The following is a 16,532-nucleotide window of genomic DNA, read 5'->3' as shown; positions in this document are numbered from 1 at the left end:
GCGGCATGTGTCTCTGGCCTTGCCGCGTTACCGGACCTGATTCATGACCCAAACCACCCTATATATTGACGCCGACGCCTGCCCGGTCAAAGCCGAGGCCGAGCGCGTCATCACCCGCCACAAGGTTCCTATGAAGCTTGTCTCAAACGGCGGATTGCGCCCGCCAGCCAATCCTTTGGTCGAAACCGTGATCGTGCCGGACGGCCCGGATGTTGCCGACATGTGGATCGCAGATCGCGCCGGCAAAGGCGATGTGGTGGTCACCAGCGACATGCCCTTGGCGGCGAAATGTGTCGAAGCAGGCGCGCAGGTTCTGCGCCATGATGGATCGGCCCTGAACCAGGCCAATATCGGCCAGCAATTGGCGATGCGTGATCTGATGTCCGATCTCCGCTCAGCTGATCCGTTTCGCCAGGGCGGAGGCAAAAGCTTTTCCAAGGCTGACCGCTCGCGGTTTTTGGATTCCCTGGAGCGCGCGCTTAGAACCGCAAAGAAAGAGGCAGGGCAATGACACCCCAAGCAGTGATTTTCGACATCGGCAATGTGCTGATCGAATGGCAGCCCGAGCGCTACTATGACGCCAAAATCGGCGAAGACCGCCGCCGCGCGATGTTTGCCGCGGTGGACCTGCACGGTATGAACGACGCCGTCGACCGGGGGGGCGATTTTCGCGACACCATCTATGCCACCGCCGAGGATTACCCAGAGTTTCGTGATGAAATACGGATGTGGCATGATGATTGGCTTGAGCTTGCCAAACCTGCGATCCCGCAGTCTGTCCGCTTGCTCCGGGCATTGCGCGCGCAGGGCACCAAGGTCTTTGCCCTGACCAATTTCGGCATTGGAACCTGGGCGATTGCAACGCCGGTTTATGGTTTTTTGAACGAGTTTGACCATGCCTATGTGTCGGGCCACATGGGCGTCATAAAACCCGAGGCGCGCATTTATGAGATGGTCGAGGATGACTGCGGACTTGATCCTGCGGCGCTGCTCTTTACCGATGACCGTATCGACAACATCAATGCCGCCATGGCGCGGGGTTGGCATGTTCATCATTTTGAAGGGTCACAAGGTTGGGCCGATTGCCTTGTGCGGCATCGGCTTTTGACACCGGAGCAAGCCAAATGATCACTTATATCCCCTTTGCCGAAGGTGAGGCCAAGCTTGATTGGCTCGCATTGACCGACGCCATCGAAGCTGGTCATGCCCTGCCCAAAGCCGACATCACCGATACGTTTTTGTATCGCGGCCAAGACACGCTCTTGAACCGATCCGCTTGGATTGACGGGCTGGGCCTCGCGGTCAAAGCCGCCACGATTTTCCCCGGCAACCCGGCCAAGGGTGACCCGATGGTCAACGGTGCGGTCAATCTATTTTCCGACAGCCACGGCGGGCTTGAGGCGATTGTGGATTTCCACCTTGTGACCAAATGGAAAACCGCTGGCGACAGCCTTTTGGCGGCGCGCAAACTCGCCCGCCCCGACAGCAAGCGCATCTTGATTGTCGGCGCGGGGACCGTGGGTCGGTCTCTTCACGCGGCCTATTCCGCCGCCTTCCCTCAGGCCACATTTGCACTTTGGAACCGCTCGGAAGCCTCGGGTCAGGCCATGGCAGACGATCTGGGGCTGGATTGGATGTCCGATCTCGAAACCGCCATCGGCGAGGCCGATATTGTGACATCGGCAACCATGGCCTCTACGCCGTTTATTCGCGGAGATTGGCTCCAACCGGGGACGCATCTTGACCTGATCGGGGCCTATCGGCCTGACATGCGCGAGGCCGATGACACCGCCTTGCAACGCAGCCGAGTGTTCGTCGACAGCTTTGACACAACGCTCGAACATATTGGCGAACTCAAAGACCCACTTGCGTCGGGCGCGATCACCCGTGACCATGTGCTGGCAGACTATTACGACATCACCGCGTTCAAACGGCACAGTGATGACGACATCACGCTGTTCAAAAACGGCGGCGGCGCGCATCTTGATCTGATGGTCAGCCGCTACATTTTTGACCGCTGGAATGCCGCATGATTTTTGTGTGGCTGGTTATCACAGCAGGTCTGTTTAGCGCAGCCGCATTGCCGATCTATCGCGAATTCAAACGCCGCCCCAAACCCAAAGCCACCCCAATGGCTCAGCTGTCAGAGGGAGCCACACATTACCAGTGGTTTGGAGAAGAAGACGGACCGGTCGCGGTTTGTGTTCATGGGCTGTCGACACCGTCGATCGTGTATCATGATCTCGCCGAAGAACTTGCTCTGATGGGGTACCGGGTTTTGATTTACGACCTCTATGGTCGCGGTGCCTCGGCCACGCCAAAGAAACGCCAGACACCCGAATTCTTTGCGCAACAATTGACCGACCTTTTGGCAGATCAAGGCATCACAGATGATGTCACCCTGTTTGGCTATTCCATGGGTGGGTGCATCGCCTCGCATGCGGCTGCCGCTGACCCAGATCGCTTTCGCGAACTCATTTTGCTGGCACCTGCCGGGATGACCATCGACTTGGACCGCCCAACACGCTGGGCCGTGGCAACACCTTTGATCGGGGATTGGGCCTTTCACCTCATCTACCCACGCCGCCTGAGTGATCAGCTAAAGCGGGAAGCTCAATCAGGGAGCAAACCAACAGCAATCCTTGATGAGCAATTGGCCGAATTGGGGCGGCGCGGCTTTGTCGGATCTGTCCTGTCCTCTCTGCGCGGCACGCTTCGCTCCACCCAAGAAAACACGCATCGCAGCTTGGCAGCGACCGATCTGCCTGTGACCGCCATTTGGGGCCGCGACGACAAGGTTATCCCGCTTCGCGCGCTTGGCACACTGACACAGTGGAACCGAAATGCGCGCCAAGTCGTGATTGACGGGGCCGGCCATGGTTTGCCGCACACACATGTGGACGAGATCGTTGTCGCGCTCGAGGAAGAGGCTTAAGCCGCAACAGCCTTGGGCGCGCGATTTTCCTTTATCGGCAGGTGTACGAGGGCACTGAACGCCCCGACCCCAACCCCGATCCACCAAACCATCGTGTAATCGCCATAGATGTCATACATCTTGCCGCCCAGCCAAACGCCAAGAAAACCGCCAATCTGGTGGGACAGGAAGACAATCCCGTACAGAGTCCCCATATAACGCAGCCCATAGAGATGCGCCACAAGACCGGATGTCAGGGGCACAGTCGCAAGCCAAAGCGCGCCCATGCTTGCCGAAAAGACGATGACAGTTATCGGGGTGATCGGCATCAGAATAAAGATCGCCGCAATTATGGTGCGCAACGTGTAGATCCCGGCCAGCAGGTATTTCTTGGAATACCGGCTTCCAAGCCAGCCAGCGCTCAGCGTACCGATGATATTGAACACGCCGATAAACGACAGCGACACCGCGCCAAGCATCGACGTTGTCGAAATCCCGATACTGTCAAGCAACCCGCCCGCCATGATCGGCCCACACATTTCCCGAACGAAGGCAGGAAAATGCGCCGTGATGAACGCCAATTGGTATCCGCAGCTGAAAAAGCCCAGAAAGATGAGCGTAAAGGACGGATCGCGCGCAGCTTTGCCAAGGATTGCCCCCATGCTTTCTTGCAGTTCAGCCTTGGAGGCCGCAGGGGCCCGCATCAGCGGAAGCAGCACCAAAACCGACAGGATGGCCGCGGCGAAAATCAGGAAAACTTGCTGCCACGGCATGGCGCTCAGCATCCATTCGGCCACCGGGGCGCCGAAAATCTGCCCCGCGCTGCCCGCCGCCGTGGCGACGGCAAGGCTCATGGAGCGGTTCTCGTCGCTGCTGGCGCGGCCAACAACAGCCAAGATGACGCCAAACCCCGTGCCTGCAATGCCGAAACCCACCAAGATTTCGTACATTTGATGCGCTTCCGGGGTGATGGCCATGCTCGACAACACCAACCCCGCCGCATAGGTCAAAGCGCCCAAAACAATGGCTTTGCTATCACCCATTTTTTCCGCCAATGCGCCAAAGATCGGCTGCCCAATGCCCCAGGCCAGGTTTTGAATGGCAATCGCCAAACTAAATTCAGACCGCAGCCACCCAAACTCATCGGCAATCGGGATTTGAAACACCCCAAAACTTGCCCGAATGGCAAAAGAGACGAGAATAATCGCACATCCGATCAACAGAACCGGTGTGAACAATGGGGTACGGCTTGGCATAATGTGCGCTCCTATAGCCGAGCCAACCTGACCAACCAAAACATTTCCGTCAAATCGAAATATTTCATGGTTCACATAAGGATTGTTTATGCATTTTTGCCCACTACCCTTTGCCGGAAAGTTTGGATAAGCCCGCATTATGGATAGCCTGCTCGATATATATCACGCCCGCGTTGCTGCTGGCACACTCAAAAGCGACGATGCCCAACTGGCCGCCTTGCCTGAGTTGGAACGCATTCGCGACGAATTAGCCAAACCCGTGAAACGCGGTTTTTTCCGCAAAGCGCCAGAGCCGCCCAAGGGATTGTACCTGTGGGGTGGCGTTGGTCGGGGCAAGTCCATGTTGATGGACCTGTTTGTTGATGCGCTGGATGTCCCCGCCCGCAGGGTGCATTTTCACGCCTTCATGCAAGAAATTCATACCGATATGCATCGGCTTCGGTCCGATGGTGTCGAAGATCCAATCAAGCCTGTCGCCAAAGCCGTCAGTGACGCCGTGCGCGTGCTCGCGTTTGACGAAATGCAGATCACCGATATCACCGATGCGATGATCGTCGGCCGCTTGTTTGAGCAATTGTTCGAAGCAGGTTGCGTTATTGTCACGACGTCCAACCGGATCCCGGATGACCTGTACAAAGATGGGCTGAACCGTCAGCTATTCTTGCCCTTTATTGACCAACTCAAAGACAAAATGGTGGTCAAGGAGCTGATTTCTGAACGCGACCACCGGCAGGACCGTCTGCAAGGCGCGCAGGTTTATTTCAGCCCGGCAAATGCCGATGCCCGCAAGCAAATGGACATCCTATGGGAGGAATTGACCCATGGGCTTGAGGAAGCGCTGACGTTGACGGTCAAAGGCCGCGAGGTGAAATTACCGCGCTATCATAACGGCGTTGCACGGGCCCCGTTTTATGATCTGTGTGGCAAGATGCTCGGCCCCGGCGATTACCTGAAACTGGCCGAAAACGTACGGGTTTTGATGATCGAGGACATTCCGCAACTTGGTCGCGGCAACTTCAACGAAGCCAAACGCTTTGTCACGCTGGTCGATGCTTTGTACGAAGCGAATGTCTGCCTTATCGCATCGGCAGCAGCCAAGCCCGAGATGCTATATGTCGAAGGGTCAGGTAGCTTCGAATTTGAACGGACCGCCAGCCGGTTGCGGGAAATGCAAAGTGCCGATTGGGGGGCGCAGGCGTTCAAAAAGTAATCGCAGACAAAAATCAGGGTCCCGTAGGACCCTGAAGACTGCTCTTTGGCTTATAGTCTGCCTGCTTATTATCTCTTCAATTTGTCTCAGGGACGCGCAGCACCATACCGGCGCGCAGTTCACCAGGATCGGCCAGAACATCCGGATTGGCGTTCAGAATCTGTAAATAGGCTACCGTGGTGCCATAAAACCGAAACGCGATACCGGGCAGGCTGTCGCCTTCCTTGACCGTGTAGGTGCGCACGATGGCTTTGGGGGCTTCAGCGGCGGCGGTTTGCTCATCCGCAAGGGCACGAATTCGGGCCACGGGTTCAGGTGTCGGAGTAACCTGGACTGGCGTGCCGGTCATCGCAGCACCCTGCGCCTGAAACGCACCGATGATGCCATAGCTCATGACCGTAACTGCGTCGTCTTTGACCGCGGCTTTTGGTGCGGGAGGCGTCGTCAGCACAGCGGCCGGTTTGGGCGCAGCCGGAACGGGGACCACGGCCGGAACCTGTGGGCGTAGATTTGCGGGACGGGCCACCGGGCGAACCGGCGGAATTTGTGCAACTTCAACCTCAAGCGCGGCCACAACCGGTGCGGGCGTTGGGGCGACATTCACCGGTTCGCTCAACACAACACCAGATTGCACCAGAGCAGGCTGCAAGCTGAGAGTCGCGGGTTCCGAACGGCTCACTTCGTTGAAGTCATTGGGCCCAGAGGTTGATCGGTCATCCAATCCCCAAAGAACGGCCCCCACCATTGTGACGGTGCCAAAAGACAAAGCGATAAGCCGGATCATGCGTGCCCCCAAAAGCCGGGCACGTTGTCGGACTGGCCGACGAAACGATGCGAAACCATGTGTATTCCCCCAAAGAACCGCGATTTATGAAAGTGGCAGCTTTCGAAGCGGTTGGCTTGGTTATAGGCGAATCACCTGATTGCCGTCAACATTTAGTAAGCACGTCAAGTGCTATGAATGACACATGCAAACAACCACAAGGGCTTGCGGTCTATTTGATAGGCAAAATGAGGGTCTGACCGGCACGCAAATCGTCTGGGCGGCTTAGGATCGTCTGATTTGCTGCAAACAAGGGGCCGGTCATATTAACGTCGCCATAGATCCGTTCAGCGATAGACACGAGGCTGTCGCCGGTTTGCACAACGTAAACTTGTGGTGTCACAGTCGCCGTGGGCACGGCCCCGTTTGGCGCTTCGTCCAACGAACGGCGCACGATTGTGTGCAACAGGCTTCCGGGTTGGCCCGGCGCGCTTTCGCGGCCCGTTGCATGGTTGAGGCTCGACAACGTCTGCCACGTCATTTTACGCAGCGATTGATCATCCATGTCACCCTGGGGCGCGGCCACAACGACAGGGCGCTGTGTTTGCGACACAACCGGAGCCGGCGGCAATTGCGAAACGCCAGCGGGTTGCTGATCTGGGACCGGCGCAGAAAGGGCCGGTTCAGCACGTGTAACAACCGGTTCGGGCAGCGGGTCTTGGTCTGCACGTCGGCCTGAACCGGGTTGAAGCACCACAAGAGCCACCGTCACGACGACAAACCCAAGGGCCAGAAGAACCATTCTAATCATAATCTACTCCTCGCGCTCATCGGCTTGCCGCTGTGCTCAGGCCAAGACCCACCCACGCGTTCAAACCACCGCGGTAATATTTCAACTTGGTCGCCGGATATCCGGCCTCCAAGAGACTGCGGACGGCCTCGGCGGCATCCGCATCATCCGGGCCGGTGCCAAAGACCACCAAATCAAACGCCGCAGAAAAATCGCCCGAGCGCACGCCGAGCGCATTCAAGAGATCATCCCGATAGGGATTGCCGGGGCGCAGTGTTGCTGAAGGGACATTGACGGCACCTGGCACTGTGCCGGCAGCATAGCCTTCGGGCAGGCGCGTATCGACCAAAAGGCCCGAACCACCAGCCACAAACAATTCTAGAAAGTCGAGCATTTCCAGCTCGCCAATGGTGCCAACACCTGGTGCGGCTTGCATCGGTTGCAGACAGGCCGGTGGGCAGGCAGCCCCGGACCGAAAAATAGAGATCGAAGCACCGTTGACCGTCATCTGAAACCGATCACGATCCTCAGAAATACGGCTGTCTTGTGCGCTAACCGGCAGAGCCAGCGCAATCGCGGCAACTGCGGTCAGAAAAAGACCATGGTTCATCTGCTCGTCCTCTGGCAGCCTTTTTGGCCGTCACTTGTTATACTTAATTCAAAATATAGGGCAGAGCGTACGAATCAGTCAATATGCTGGGGCCAACCACAAGGATCATTTCCCTGTGTTTCAGCGTCATTTCAGCCGATTTCACGTAAAACATGGCCCGCAAGGTACAAAGAGCCGCAGATAAGCACCCGTGCGGTGGGCTCTTGGGCGGTGATTTTCGCCAATGCCTGCGCCACATTCGGGGCAATTGTCGCATCAAGCCCGACACCCTGAGCCATCTCGGCGGTTTTTTCGGCGGGCAAAGTGTTGGCTTCGCCGGGAATAGAGACCGCGATCAGCTGCTGCGCCTGCACTGCCAAAGGGCGCATATATCCGCTGGCGTCTTTGGTGTTGAGCATGCCGCAAATCAAAAAGGTCGGGCGGGATGGCAGACCTGCCAAATGCTTGGCCAGTGCCTCGCCGGCGGCAGGATTGTGCCCGCCATCCAGCCAAAGCTCTACGTCAGGCGCGGCCGCAACCAAGGGACCGGCCCGCAAACGCTGCATCCGAGCCGGCCAATCCGCATCCGTCATCGCCCCTTCGAACGCAGTCTCGCCCATTTTCAAATGCCGAAGCACCGCCAAGGCGGCCCCGGCGTTCTGAATTTGATGCGCCCCCGGAAGGTTCGGCAATGGCAAGTCCAACAGGCCGGTTTCGTCCTGAAAGACCAAACGCCCGCGTTCCTGATATACGTGCCAATGTTGGCCGTGCGCGATCAGCGGCGCACCCAATGCCTGCGCGCGCGCCTCGATCACATCCATCGCCTCATCCGGCTGGGGACCAACAACACAGGGCACACCGCGCTTGATAATCCCGGCCTTTTCACCGGCGATTTTGGTCAAGGTGTTGCCCAGAAATTGTTCGTGGTCGATGGAAATGGGCGTGATCACCGTCATCGCGGGCTTTTCAACAACATTCGTTGCGTCCAGACGCCCGCCGAGCCCCGTTTCCAGCAAAGTGAAATCCGCCTCACAACGCGCCATCGCCAAGATACCCGCGCAGGTCGTGATCTCAAAATAGGTGATCGTCTCGCCGCCATTGACCGCATAACATTCATCCAGAATGGCGCTGAGCGCCTCTTCGGAAATCAGCTCTCCGGCCAAACGAATTCGTTCATGAAACCGCGCAAGATGGGGCGACGTATAAGCATGCACGCGGCGACCTGCCGCCTCAAGGCCCGCGCGGATCATCGCTTGGGTCGAGCCTTTGCCATTTGTGCCAGCCAGATGGATCACTGGCGGCAAATCGCGTTCGGGATTGCCCAGCGCACCCAACAACCGCCAGACCCGATCCAAGACCAGATCCATCACCTTGGGATGCAGCGCCATCATCCGCTCAAGGATGACGTCTGATCCGGCACTCGTCATTTCTTTTTGGCCTTATCGGCTTGGTCAGTGTCAGCCCCTTGGGCCATGTCCTCGGGTCCGGGGGCCGGAAGGTCACCCCATGTTGGCGGGGTCTGCTTCATCAACATCCGGCAAATCACGATCAGCTCATCCCGGATTTCGCGGCGATCGGTGACTCGATCAAGCATCCCGTGTTCCAGCAAATATTCGGCACGCTGGAAGCCTTCGGGAAGTTTTTCGCCGATGGTTTGCTCAATCACCCGCGCACCTGCAAAACCGATCAACGCGTTGGGCTCGGAAATCTGCACATCCCCGAGCATCGCATATGAAGCAGTTACACCACCCGTCGTTGGATGCGTCAAAACAACGATATAAGGGAGGTTCTTTTCCTTGAGCATCTGCAACGCAACCGTTGTGCGCGGCATTTGCATCAGACCCAAAATACCTTCTTGCATCCGGGCACCGCCTGCGGCGGAAAACAACACAAACGGACGGCCAAGTCGCGCAGCCTCTTCTGCGGCGGCGACAATCGCATTGCCCACATACATGCCCATCGACCCGCCCATAAAGCTAAAGTCCTGGGCAGCGGCCACAATTGGCGTGCGACCAATTTCGCCAGTCCCGACCAGCATGGCTTCTTTTTCGCCGGTCTTTTTCTGCGCCGCTTTCATGCGGTCAGGGTATTTCTTTTGATCGCGGAACTGCAGAGGATCGGTGATCGGCTCTGGCACGTCGACTTCATTATACACGCCGCCATCAAACAGCGCGTGAAAACGGTCACGCGGGGTGATGTGCATGTGGTGGCTGCAATTTGAACAGACATTCAGGTTGTCGCTGATCTCGCGGTGGAACAGCATCGTGCCACATTCGCTGCACTTCGACCAAAGGTTCTCAGGAACTTCGCGGCGCGAAAAGATCGAGTTAATACGTGGACGAACGTAGTTTGAGATCCAGTTCATAGAGCACCCTGCCGAAATTTGTCATTCACTGGCTGACCCCAAGCGGCCCCAATCAGCGATTTGGCCTGATTTAAGCCCGGCTGCGACAAATTGCAATCACACCCGCACCGCCAGCCGCGCCGCCAGCCAATAAATCACGATAAATAGAAACTCGGCAGGCATGTCGGCGCGAATGGTGGCTTCAGCTTCGGGCCCATAGGAGAATTGCCACAGCGCAAGACCCGACATATCGCCATTGAGCGACACCACTCCCAGCGCCGTGAAATTATTGGCGAGATGCAAGGCAATCGCCGGACCCAACGTGCCGGTGCGCGCAGTCAGATCGGCAGCGGCGACCCCAAATAGGAACGACCAGATGACAAAAAACCGGGCATTGGCCCCATAGACTTCAGGTTGATAATGCAGCACCGCGAAAATCAGCGATGGAACAAAAATCCAGACCGCCGGATTGTTGAAACGCGCGGCCAGCTGTGATTGCAAATAGCCGCGAAAGACAAGCTCTTCTGCCCCGGTTTGAATCAAAAGTGCCAAAAGTGTCAAAGGCAACAATTGCAACCACGTCCCAAGTGCAACACCGGGCAGCAACACCTCTGCGCTCACAAAGCGCAGCACAACAAACGCAGCCAAAGTGACAAGCGCCAACATGCGCAGCACTTGCCAAAACTGCCGGGTTGCGGCGCGGCGCGGCCCGATCAGGCCGATAAATGCGCGCTTGTTCACCAACTCGCACGCGACAATCGCGCCAAGCCCCATGCTGCCGGTTAACACCAAAACGGCCAGCAAAGACGCAGCTGTGTCGGCCCGTTGAATACCCGAAACCAGATCAAAAAAGGTCTCGGCAGACAAAAAGGCGCGCAACACCGCAAAGACCCCTTGGATCACTGCAAAGTGCAAAGAGATGATAACTATGATCCCCACCACCAAACGCCCCAGCCCGGCTGACGGGCGGGCTGGTGTGACCAAACGCTCAAATGGGGCGTATTTCATTACAATGTCTCTCTCGGCTTGGCACGCATGATCGTCACAAGTTGACAGCTGTCAACTTTTGTCTGTGCGCCGATTGATTGACGCGACGCTCTGGCATGCTACCAACCAGATATGATCGATGTCTTGCTCAAAACATTGCCATTTTTCGGCTTAATCGGACTGGGCTATGGCGCGGCCCGCACGCGCTTCTTTGACGAGATCGCAACAGCGCATCTGACCAAATTTGTGTTCTATTTTGCGTTATCAGCGATGCTTTTTCGGTTTTCTGCCACCCTGTCGCTCGCTGAAATCTTTGATGCACGCTTGGCCGCCGCCTATTTGTGGGGCACAGGATTTGTCTACGGCGTGGTCATGGCGGTGGCGTTCTGGCGCGGCTTGGATACACCAACGGCCGCAATCGAAGCCCAAGCTGGATCAATTGGGAACACCGGGTTCCTTGGGGTTCCGATGTTGGCGGTGCTCTTGGGGCAAGACGCCATCGGCCCGATCATTTTGATCTTGTCTATTGATCTGATTGTGTTTTCATCGCTGCTGACCATTCTAGTGACAGGATCACGGGAAGGCCGATCCAAAGCAGATGTGGTGCGCTCTATTGGCCTTGGCTTGGTCAAGAATCCAATGATTACGTCGATTTCATTGGGGCTGTGCTTTTCGGCCAGCGGGTTGCATATGCCCGATGTCATCAATTCCTTCTTGACCACGCTGGGAAATGCGGCAACGCCCGGTGCTCTCTTTGCCATCGGGGCCTCTTTGGCAACAAAATCCGCCGAACGACTTCAAATCGCTGGCTGGATCAGTTTTGCCAAACTGATCTTGCATCCTTTCTTCGTGGCCTGCGCCGCTTTTTACTTTTTCCGCGTCGATCCCTATGCCGCATCTGTGGCGATTTCGGCCTCGGCTTTGCCCGTTGCAGGCAATGTTTTTATGCTCGCGCAGCATTATGGCATTGCACCACAACGTATCTCAGCCGCCATTTTGATCTCGACCGCAGTCAGCATCTTGACCGTCAGCCTGATCATTTCAGCCGTCACGATTTAGGGTCAGGTATTACTGGCCTGACAGCGTAAATGCATTCGCATAGCCTCAGCATAGAAATTTCTAACAAAGGCATTTTCTCGCCATGGATTTTATCGAACGCCACCCAATTGAAAACGGGTTTGCCGAAGTGTTTTATGACAGAATCGAACCTGAGCTGAACATGCTCGAAAGTCAAAGGCTCGCGATGCTGGCCAATGGCAAGCGCAAGTTCCTGGTTTGGGCAGGCGTTGGCTTGGCATTGGCTGCGGGGGCCTATGCCAACCTGCCCGGCCATGATCTTCAATGGGTGAGTGTGGGTGTTGCAATCCTTGGTGGTCTTGGGGTCGGGGCGATGGCCCGCTCGGCGGCAACCAAGAGTTGGGGCAGCAGTATTTCGAATGTCGTTATGCCGCCGATTTGCGATTTCTTGGGGGACACGCGATATGATCGGCGGGCACAGAACGGATTTTCGCTCGGGCGGTTAAAATCGCTGTCTTTGATCAAATCCTATTCCAAGGCGTATCTCGAAGACCGGATTGATGGAAGCTATGACGGCGTCGACTATGCCATGGTCGAAGCGCGGTTGATCGACGAGGATCGCGATGCCGACGGCGACCGATCTGACACCCAGGTTTTTCGAGGTTTGTTGTTTCGGATCAAATTGCCAGACCCCGCCCCGACAACCATGTTAATCACCCGTGATTACGGCAAAATAGGCAACAAATTGGCCGGGATGTTTTCGGGAAAGTCCGGGCGCGGCATGCCACGTGTAGAAACCGGACATGGCAAGTTTGAAGACCATTTCGAACTGCATGCCGATGATGCCGAGGCCGCGCTTGCCTATTTGCCGGATGCGTTTTTGGACAATCTGATGGAGATTGCCACAACCGAAGCAGATGGCGGCCCCAAGGATTTGCGCGCAAGTTTTCATGACGACAGTTTATGGCTGGCACTTGGGCGTAGCCGCCCGTTTCTTCAAATGCCCTCGGCGAACAAACCTGTCGAAACGCTGGTTGACGAATTGCACAATGTTTTTGAGGATTTAAACTTGGTCCGTCGGATCATTGCCCAGCTCAAAACCTAAAGCTTGCGATACATCACCAGTGCATCCACATAGCCTTGTTCGGGGTGATTAAACGCCTCGGGCAAGCGCCCCACAACATCAAAACCCGCCCGTTCCCATGTGTCGATGGCACGGGTGTTGGTGGCTATGACCGAATTGTATTGCATGGCCCGAAAGCCCAGATCCTTGGCCGCAACCAAGCTATGTGCCAGCATCGCGCGCGCCACACCTTTGCCACGCGCCCGAGCCGCAGTGATATAACCACAATTGCAAATGTGGCTGCCCGCGCCTTTGAAATTGCGCACCACATAATAAGTGCCAAGCAGCTCTCCATCTTCTTGGGCAACAAACACCTGTTTTTCGCCGCCGGTCCAATACTCCAGTGTCTGCGCCTCGCTCATGTCTGTGTCGATGGCATAGGTATCGCCAGCCTGAAACACCGGGTTGATCATTGCAAAAACCGCCTGAGCGTCTTGCGCAACATAGGCGCGGATTGAAACTGTCATCGTCTTTGTCCAAATATCCAAACTGAGGGGGCTTTTGCGTGAAAGATCGCGCCAATATGTGTCATACTGTTGGTGTTCGGATCAAGAGACCAAAACACAGCGAAAGCTGTCATCTCCGCCTTTATGCGCCGCGTCTGGTGCCGTGGGGTGGAGGCGCAAATTCGGTCATGCAAATACAATCACCTGTGCAATTTCGCGGCAGCAATTTCGCGCAAATTCAAACTAAAAAACCGGAGCAATCTGGCGGTTTTTGTGTGTCGGAAAATATCTCTTCATTTCTTGCGCATAGCCTTGGCCAACACACCGGTAACAAACAGAATGTTTGGAGTATTCAATGCAGATTTTGCCGACCCAAGCTGCGGGCCCTGTTGACCACAGGCATGCGGTGCCAACGACCAATCCGAACAAAGATAGCGATTTTGGCACTGTTATGCGCCAAAAGGAGGCAAAAGCCTCGGACCAGATTGCCACCAAGCGGACCGTGGATGAGCTTCGCGAAGAGATTGCAAGCATTCGAAATTTTGAGATCAAGCTTACCGATCAACTCAAGGACTTAGATGCAAAAATTGACGCGCTCCGAAACAGCCTGAAATCCGCAAAAGGAGAGATCGCAGAGTCCTTAACCCGGCAATTGAACGCCTTGATGGAGTTGAAAGAACAATTGTTAAAAGAAATTGCTTTGGCGCAGGCTGAAAAAGTGGAAAAGACAGAAAACCTAGATGGGCTTCATCTTACAGGCGAGTCTCACCAAACGCTTTTGGCACCGTTTGGTTTGCGCCCGCAAGCCGAGGACCTTGATCAGGTTATGCCCCAGGTCGTTCCTGCCCCATCTTTGGAACAACCGGATACTTGGAAGACCCGCAATCAGAACCAGATTTGATTGAGACCGCAACGGGTTAATCTCCTGTCTGGTTTCGGTTTTGGCACGCGCGCAGGACCCACCTCAAGTGGAGCGGCTTTGCGCATCCCGCGCCACGGCGGCTTGCTTGGCGTGAACTGGCCGTTTTCCTTAGCCCTCTCGCCCAGGATGACCCGAGCACCCTGGCTTTTGGTCATAACGGCCATCCGCGCCATGCGGGGTCGACGGCACCGCATATGGCACCGTTTGAGGGCTTGCGTCGTGATTTCGCTCTGCGCTCTGCTGTTGGCGCGGGGGTATTCGCATGGGGTTCTTCGCATGGGGTTCTTCGCATGGGGCAAGTGTAACCACATCGCAGACTCGACTCACAGCGCTGACGTGATTTAGAACAAATGGAGAACAATTTGCGATTCCCATGGCCCACAGACGTATCCTTTCCCTCTGGTTTCCCCGACTTGGGGCTGAACGGCTGATCCGAGCCGAACCCCATCTGTTGGGCAAGCCATTGGCGATTGTGCGTGATGAAGGGCAAGCTCAGGTCTTGTCGTCCCTGTCTCCCGAGGCCTCAAAGCTGGGCATTCACCTCCGACAACCGCTGCGCGATGCCTATGCCATGTGTGGTGATCTGATCACTCGCCCGCAAAGTTTGCGCCAAGAAGAGGCGTTTTTAGGGGTGTTGCATCGCTGGGCAGGCAAGTTTTCGCCTTGGGTGGCGGCGGCCCCGCCTGACGGGTTGGTGATTGATTTGACCGGTTGCGCGCATCTGTTTGGAGGTGAAGAAACGCTCGCCGAGCAGGTCGCTCTTGATTGCGTTGATCTCGGCCTGTCGGTTCGGATGGGGATCGCAGATACACTGGGTGCCGCCTGGGCTTTGGCCCGTTTCACGGCGCAGGATAGGGCGGGTTCGCATCGGTCTGGCGACGCCATCGACCAAGAAGCTCGCGCCACAAGATCGCGCGCGGGCAAACGCCGCCATTGGACCCGCGGCGGTGCAGCTCCGCGCAACGGACAGGACCCGGCCCGACAGGACCGCATCGCCCCGATTGGCAAAACCTGGCAGGTGATGTCACCGCTTCCCATTGCAGCCCTGCGCATTGATCCACAATTGGTCGATCAGCTTAACCGACTTGGGCTGCGCCGGGTGGGTGACCTGATGGGGCAGCCGCGCGCCGGGTTGGCGCGGCGCTTTGGCAGGGGGTTGGTCGACAAGATAGATCAGGCGATCGGCAGCGCCCCCGAACCCATCTCCCCCGCAAAACCACCCGAACGGTTTTCTGTGCGACTGTCTTTTCCCGACCCGATTGGCCTTGAAGAGGATGTCGCCGCAGGATTGCGGCGGATGCTGGAGCAACTGTGCGGCAAACTCAAAGCCAAATCACGCGGGGCACGGGTGCTGCGGATCGAGGCACATCGCTGTGATGGTTTGGTCGAATGGCAAGTGGTCAGCGCCGCCGTGGCGAGCGTTGACCCACATCGGTTGATGCCGCTTTTGCATATGAAATTGACAGAGATCGAGGCCGGGCCGGGCATTGACATGCTGCGTCTTGAGGCGGTGGGGCATGATGCCATGCAAGATCGCCGCATGGCCGGACACCAGGCCGCCGCCGCACGGGGTAAACAGCGCAAAGACCACGGTGCCGCGCTCGAAGACCTCCTCGGGCGGCTTGGAGCGCGGATCGGGATGGAGGCGATTACCCGCAAACACCCCGCCAGTAGCCACATTCCAGAAAAATGCGCCACAGTGCTGGCCGCCGCGTGGTCGGACCCGGCCGAGGATTGGCCCGAACCGCCAACCCCGCGCCCCCTCTTGATCTGGCCATCTGAAGCGGTCACGGCAGACGACAGCCCCACGCCGCCAGAGGTCTTTCAATGGCGCAGCAGACAATTTGAAACTCTGGCGGCAAAGGGACCCGAGCGCATTGCCCCAGAGTGGTGGTTGGATGAGCCGGCCTGGCGTACGGGCCCGCGTGATTATTGGCGCATTGTGACTGAACAAGGCGACCGCTTGTGGCTCTATTATGCCCATGGTGGCGCGATGTCATCGGGATGGTTTTGTCAGGGGGCCTTCGCCTGATCCCCATGGCCACAACGGCCAACCACGCGACTGGGCGCAGAATTTTTGCAAAAAAAAATCGCCCCTCTCCCCCGCAGACCTAGCCAAGCTGGGGGCATCATGCCAAAACCCGCCGCAAACGCGCCCAGAGGAACCTGCT

17 protein-coding genes are annotated in these 16,532 nt (G+C 56.8%); 9 read left to right on the top strand and 8 right to left on the bottom strand.

Features of this window, described 5'->3' with window-relative positions; all coding sequences use genetic code 11:
* Positions 1–43: 43 nt before the first annotated feature.
* The 4 genes from ACRBB0_RS00485 to ACRBB0_RS00470 are packed head-to-tail and all read left to right on the top strand — an operon-like array spanning position 44 to position 2,935.
* Entirely contained in the window at positions 44–511 is a 468-nt protein-coding gene (locus ACRBB0_RS00485; protein WP_431372420.1) for a YaiI/YqxD family protein, read from the top strand.
* Positions 508–1,128, top strand: coding sequence for an HAD family hydrolase (locus ACRBB0_RS00480; RefSeq protein ID WP_431372419.1), 621 nt, complete (start codon positions 508–510; stop codon positions 1,126–1,128). Before ACRBB0_RS00485 ends, ACRBB0_RS00480 begins: the two co-directional genes overlap by 4 nt.
* A complete protein-coding gene (locus ACRBB0_RS00475; RefSeq protein WP_431372418.1) occupies positions 1,125–2,033 on the top strand; it encodes an ornithine cyclodeaminase family protein in 909 nt (302 codons plus the stop codon). The genes ACRBB0_RS00480 and ACRBB0_RS00475 overlap by 4 nt, the downstream gene beginning before the upstream one ends.
* Positions 2,030–2,935, top strand: coding sequence for an alpha/beta fold hydrolase (locus ACRBB0_RS00470; RefSeq protein ID WP_431372417.1), 906 nt, complete (start codon positions 2,030–2,032; stop codon positions 2,933–2,935). The genes ACRBB0_RS00475 and ACRBB0_RS00470 overlap by 4 nt, the downstream gene beginning before the upstream one ends.
* Here the strand turns inward: ACRBB0_RS00470 and ACRBB0_RS00465 are convergent.
* Positions 2,932–4,170, bottom strand: a complete 1,239-nt coding sequence (locus tag ACRBB0_RS00465) for an MFS transporter (RefSeq protein WP_431372416.1) — start codon at positions 4,168–4,170, stop codon at positions 2,932–2,934. The genes ACRBB0_RS00470 and ACRBB0_RS00465 overlap by 4 nt on opposite strands.
* A gap of 139 nt (positions 4,171–4,309) precedes the next feature.
* On the opposite strand from ACRBB0_RS00465, the gene zapE reads away from it, so the two are divergent.
* Positions 4,310–5,380 (top strand): cell division protein ZapE, encoded by a 1,071-nt coding sequence (gene zapE / locus ACRBB0_RS00460; protein WP_431372415.1) that lies wholly within the window; start codon positions 4,310–4,312, stop codon positions 5,378–5,380.
* A 76-nt stretch (positions 5,381–5,456) separates the two neighbouring features.
* Here the strand turns inward: zapE and ACRBB0_RS00455 are convergent, their stop codons facing one another.
* From ACRBB0_RS00455 to ACRBB0_RS00430, 6 genes are all read right to left on the bottom strand, one after another.
* Positions 5,457–6,164 carry a LysM peptidoglycan-binding domain-containing protein gene (locus tag ACRBB0_RS00455; RefSeq protein ID WP_431372414.1) on the bottom strand — a complete coding sequence of 236 codons (708 nt, stop codon included), beginning with the start codon at positions 6,162–6,164 and terminating at the stop codon, positions 5,457–5,459.
* Positions 6,165–6,375: 211 nt separating this feature from the next.
* On the bottom strand, positions 6,376–6,954 hold the full coding sequence (locus tag ACRBB0_RS00450; RefSeq protein ID WP_431372413.1) for a LysM peptidoglycan-binding domain-containing protein: 579 nt from the start codon (positions 6,952–6,954) through the stop codon (positions 6,376–6,378).
* 16 nt (positions 6,955–6,970) lie between these two features.
* Positions 6,971–7,543, bottom strand: coding sequence for a rhodanese-like domain-containing protein (locus ACRBB0_RS00445; RefSeq protein ID WP_431372412.1), 573 nt, complete (start codon positions 7,541–7,543; stop codon positions 6,971–6,973).
* A gap of 131 nt (positions 7,544–7,674) precedes the next feature.
* The gene (locus ACRBB0_RS00440; RefSeq protein ID WP_431372411.1) at positions 7,675–8,949 is read right to left on the bottom strand and encodes a bifunctional folylpolyglutamate synthase/dihydrofolate synthase; all 1,275 of its coding nucleotides are present in this window, start codon (positions 8,947–8,949) and stop codon (positions 7,675–7,677) included.
* Positions 8,946–9,887, bottom strand: coding sequence for an acetyl-CoA carboxylase, carboxyltransferase subunit beta (gene accD / locus ACRBB0_RS00435; protein WP_431372410.1), 942 nt, complete (start codon positions 9,885–9,887; stop codon positions 8,946–8,948). Before accD ends, ACRBB0_RS00440 begins: the two co-directional genes overlap by 4 nt.
* Positions 9,888–9,983: 96 nt before the next feature.
* Entirely contained in the window at positions 9,984–10,874 is an 891-nt protein-coding gene (locus ACRBB0_RS00430; protein ID WP_431372409.1) for a CPBP family intramembrane glutamic endopeptidase, read from the bottom strand.
* Between the two features lie 111 nt (positions 10,875–10,985).
* On the opposite strand from ACRBB0_RS00430, the gene ACRBB0_RS00425 reads away from it, so the two are divergent.
* Both ACRBB0_RS00425 and ACRBB0_RS00420 read left to right on the top strand, forming a co-directional pair.
* The gene (locus tag ACRBB0_RS00425; RefSeq protein ID WP_431372408.1) at positions 10,986–11,912 is read left to right on the top strand and encodes an AEC family transporter; all 927 of its coding nucleotides are present in this window, start codon (positions 10,986–10,988) and stop codon (positions 11,910–11,912) included.
* Between the two features lie 82 nt (positions 11,913–11,994).
* On the top strand, positions 11,995–12,975 hold the full coding sequence (locus tag ACRBB0_RS00420) for a DUF3137 domain-containing protein (RefSeq protein ID WP_431372407.1): 981 nt from the start codon (positions 11,995–11,997) through the stop codon (positions 12,973–12,975).
* Here ACRBB0_RS00420 and ACRBB0_RS00415 read toward each other — a convergent pair.
* Positions 12,972–13,460, bottom strand: a complete 489-nt coding sequence (locus tag ACRBB0_RS00415) for an N-acetyltransferase family protein (protein WP_431372406.1) — start codon at positions 13,458–13,460, stop codon at positions 12,972–12,974. The two genes, ACRBB0_RS00420 and ACRBB0_RS00415, sit on opposite strands and share 4 nt — an antisense overlap.
* A gap of 334 nt (positions 13,461–13,794) precedes the next feature.
* On the opposite strand from ACRBB0_RS00415, the gene ACRBB0_RS00410 reads away from it, so the two are divergent.
* Both ACRBB0_RS00410 and ACRBB0_RS00405 read left to right on the top strand, forming a co-directional pair.
* Positions 13,795–14,340 carry a hypothetical protein gene (locus tag ACRBB0_RS00410; RefSeq protein ID WP_431372405.1) on the top strand — a complete coding sequence of 182 codons (546 nt, stop codon included), beginning with the start codon at positions 13,795–13,797 and terminating at the stop codon, positions 14,338–14,340.
* Between the two features lie 394 nt (positions 14,341–14,734).
* Complete coding sequence (locus ACRBB0_RS00405) at positions 14,735–16,393, top strand: Y-family DNA polymerase (RefSeq protein WP_431372404.1); 1,659 nt, start codon at positions 14,735–14,737, stop codon at positions 16,391–16,393.
* The last annotated feature ends 139 nt before the right edge of the window (positions 16,394–16,532 follow it).

Source organism: Pelagimonas sp., from assembly GCF_050633425.1.
Classification (GTDB): Bacteria; Pseudomonadota; Alphaproteobacteria; order Rhodobacterales; family Rhodobacteraceae; genus Pelagimonas.
The sequence above is the reverse complement of the archived record's forward strand: the minus strand, read 5'-3'. Positions and strand labels throughout refer to the sequence as shown.

What these genes read in the sequence shown, in the direction of transcription:
- ACRBB0_RS00475 (WP_431372418.1), top strand. Translation starts at nt 1,125, where the DNA reads ATGATCACTTATATCCCCTTTGCCGAAGGTGAGGCCAAGCTTGATTGG.
- ACRBB0_RS00410 (WP_431372405.1), top strand. Translation starts at nt 13,795, where the DNA reads ATGCAGATTTTGCCGACCCAAGCTGCGGGCCCTGTTGACCACAGGCAT.
- ACRBB0_RS00430 (WP_431372409.1), bottom strand. Translation starts at nt 10,874, where the DNA reads ATGAAATACGCCCCATTTGAGCGTTTGGTCACACCAGCCCGCCCGTCA.
- ACRBB0_RS00440 (WP_431372411.1), bottom strand. Translation starts at nt 8,949, where the DNA reads ATGACGAGTGCCGGATCAGACGTCATCCTTGAGCGGATGATGGCGCTG.
- ACRBB0_RS00465 (WP_431372416.1), bottom strand. Translation starts at nt 4,170, where the DNA reads ATGCCAAGCCGTACCCCATTGTTCACACCGGTTCTGTTGATCGGATGT.
- ACRBB0_RS00480 (WP_431372419.1), top strand. Translation starts at nt 508, where the DNA reads ATGACACCCCAAGCAGTGATTTTCGACATCGGCAATGTGCTGATCGAA.
- ACRBB0_RS00425 (WP_431372408.1), top strand. Translation starts at nt 10,986, where the DNA reads ATGATCGATGTCTTGCTCAAAACATTGCCATTTTTCGGCTTAATCGGA.
- ACRBB0_RS00455 (WP_431372414.1), bottom strand. Translation starts at nt 6,164, where the DNA reads ATGATCCGGCTTATCGCTTTGTCTTTTGGCACCGTCACAATGGTGGGG.
- ACRBB0_RS00470 (WP_431372417.1), top strand. Translation starts at nt 2,030, where the DNA reads ATGATTTTTGTGTGGCTGGTTATCACAGCAGGTCTGTTTAGCGCAGCC.
- ACRBB0_RS00405 (WP_431372404.1), top strand. Translation starts at nt 14,735, where the DNA reads ATGGCCCACAGACGTATCCTTTCCCTCTGGTTTCCCCGACTTGGGGCT.
- ACRBB0_RS00485 (WP_431372420.1), top strand. Translation starts at nt 44, where the DNA reads ATGACCCAAACCACCCTATATATTGACGCCGACGCCTGCCCGGTCAAA.
- ACRBB0_RS00420 (WP_431372407.1), top strand. Translation starts at nt 11,995, where the DNA reads ATGGATTTTATCGAACGCCACCCAATTGAAAACGGGTTTGCCGAAGTG.
- accD (WP_431372410.1), bottom strand. Translation starts at nt 9,887, where the DNA reads ATGAACTGGATCTCAAACTACGTTCGTCCACGTATTAACTCGATCTTT.
- ACRBB0_RS00445 (WP_431372412.1), bottom strand. Translation starts at nt 7,543, where the DNA reads ATGAACCATGGTCTTTTTCTGACCGCAGTTGCCGCGATTGCGCTGGCT.
- ACRBB0_RS00415 (WP_431372406.1), bottom strand. Translation starts at nt 13,460, where the DNA reads ATGACAGTTTCAATCCGCGCCTATGTTGCGCAAGACGCTCAGGCGGTT.
- zapE (WP_431372415.1), top strand. Translation starts at nt 4,310, where the DNA reads ATGGATAGCCTGCTCGATATATATCACGCCCGCGTTGCTGCTGGCACA.
- ACRBB0_RS00450 (WP_431372413.1), bottom strand. Translation starts at nt 6,954, where the DNA reads ATGATTAGAATGGTTCTTCTGGCCCTTGGGTTTGTCGTCGTGACGGTG.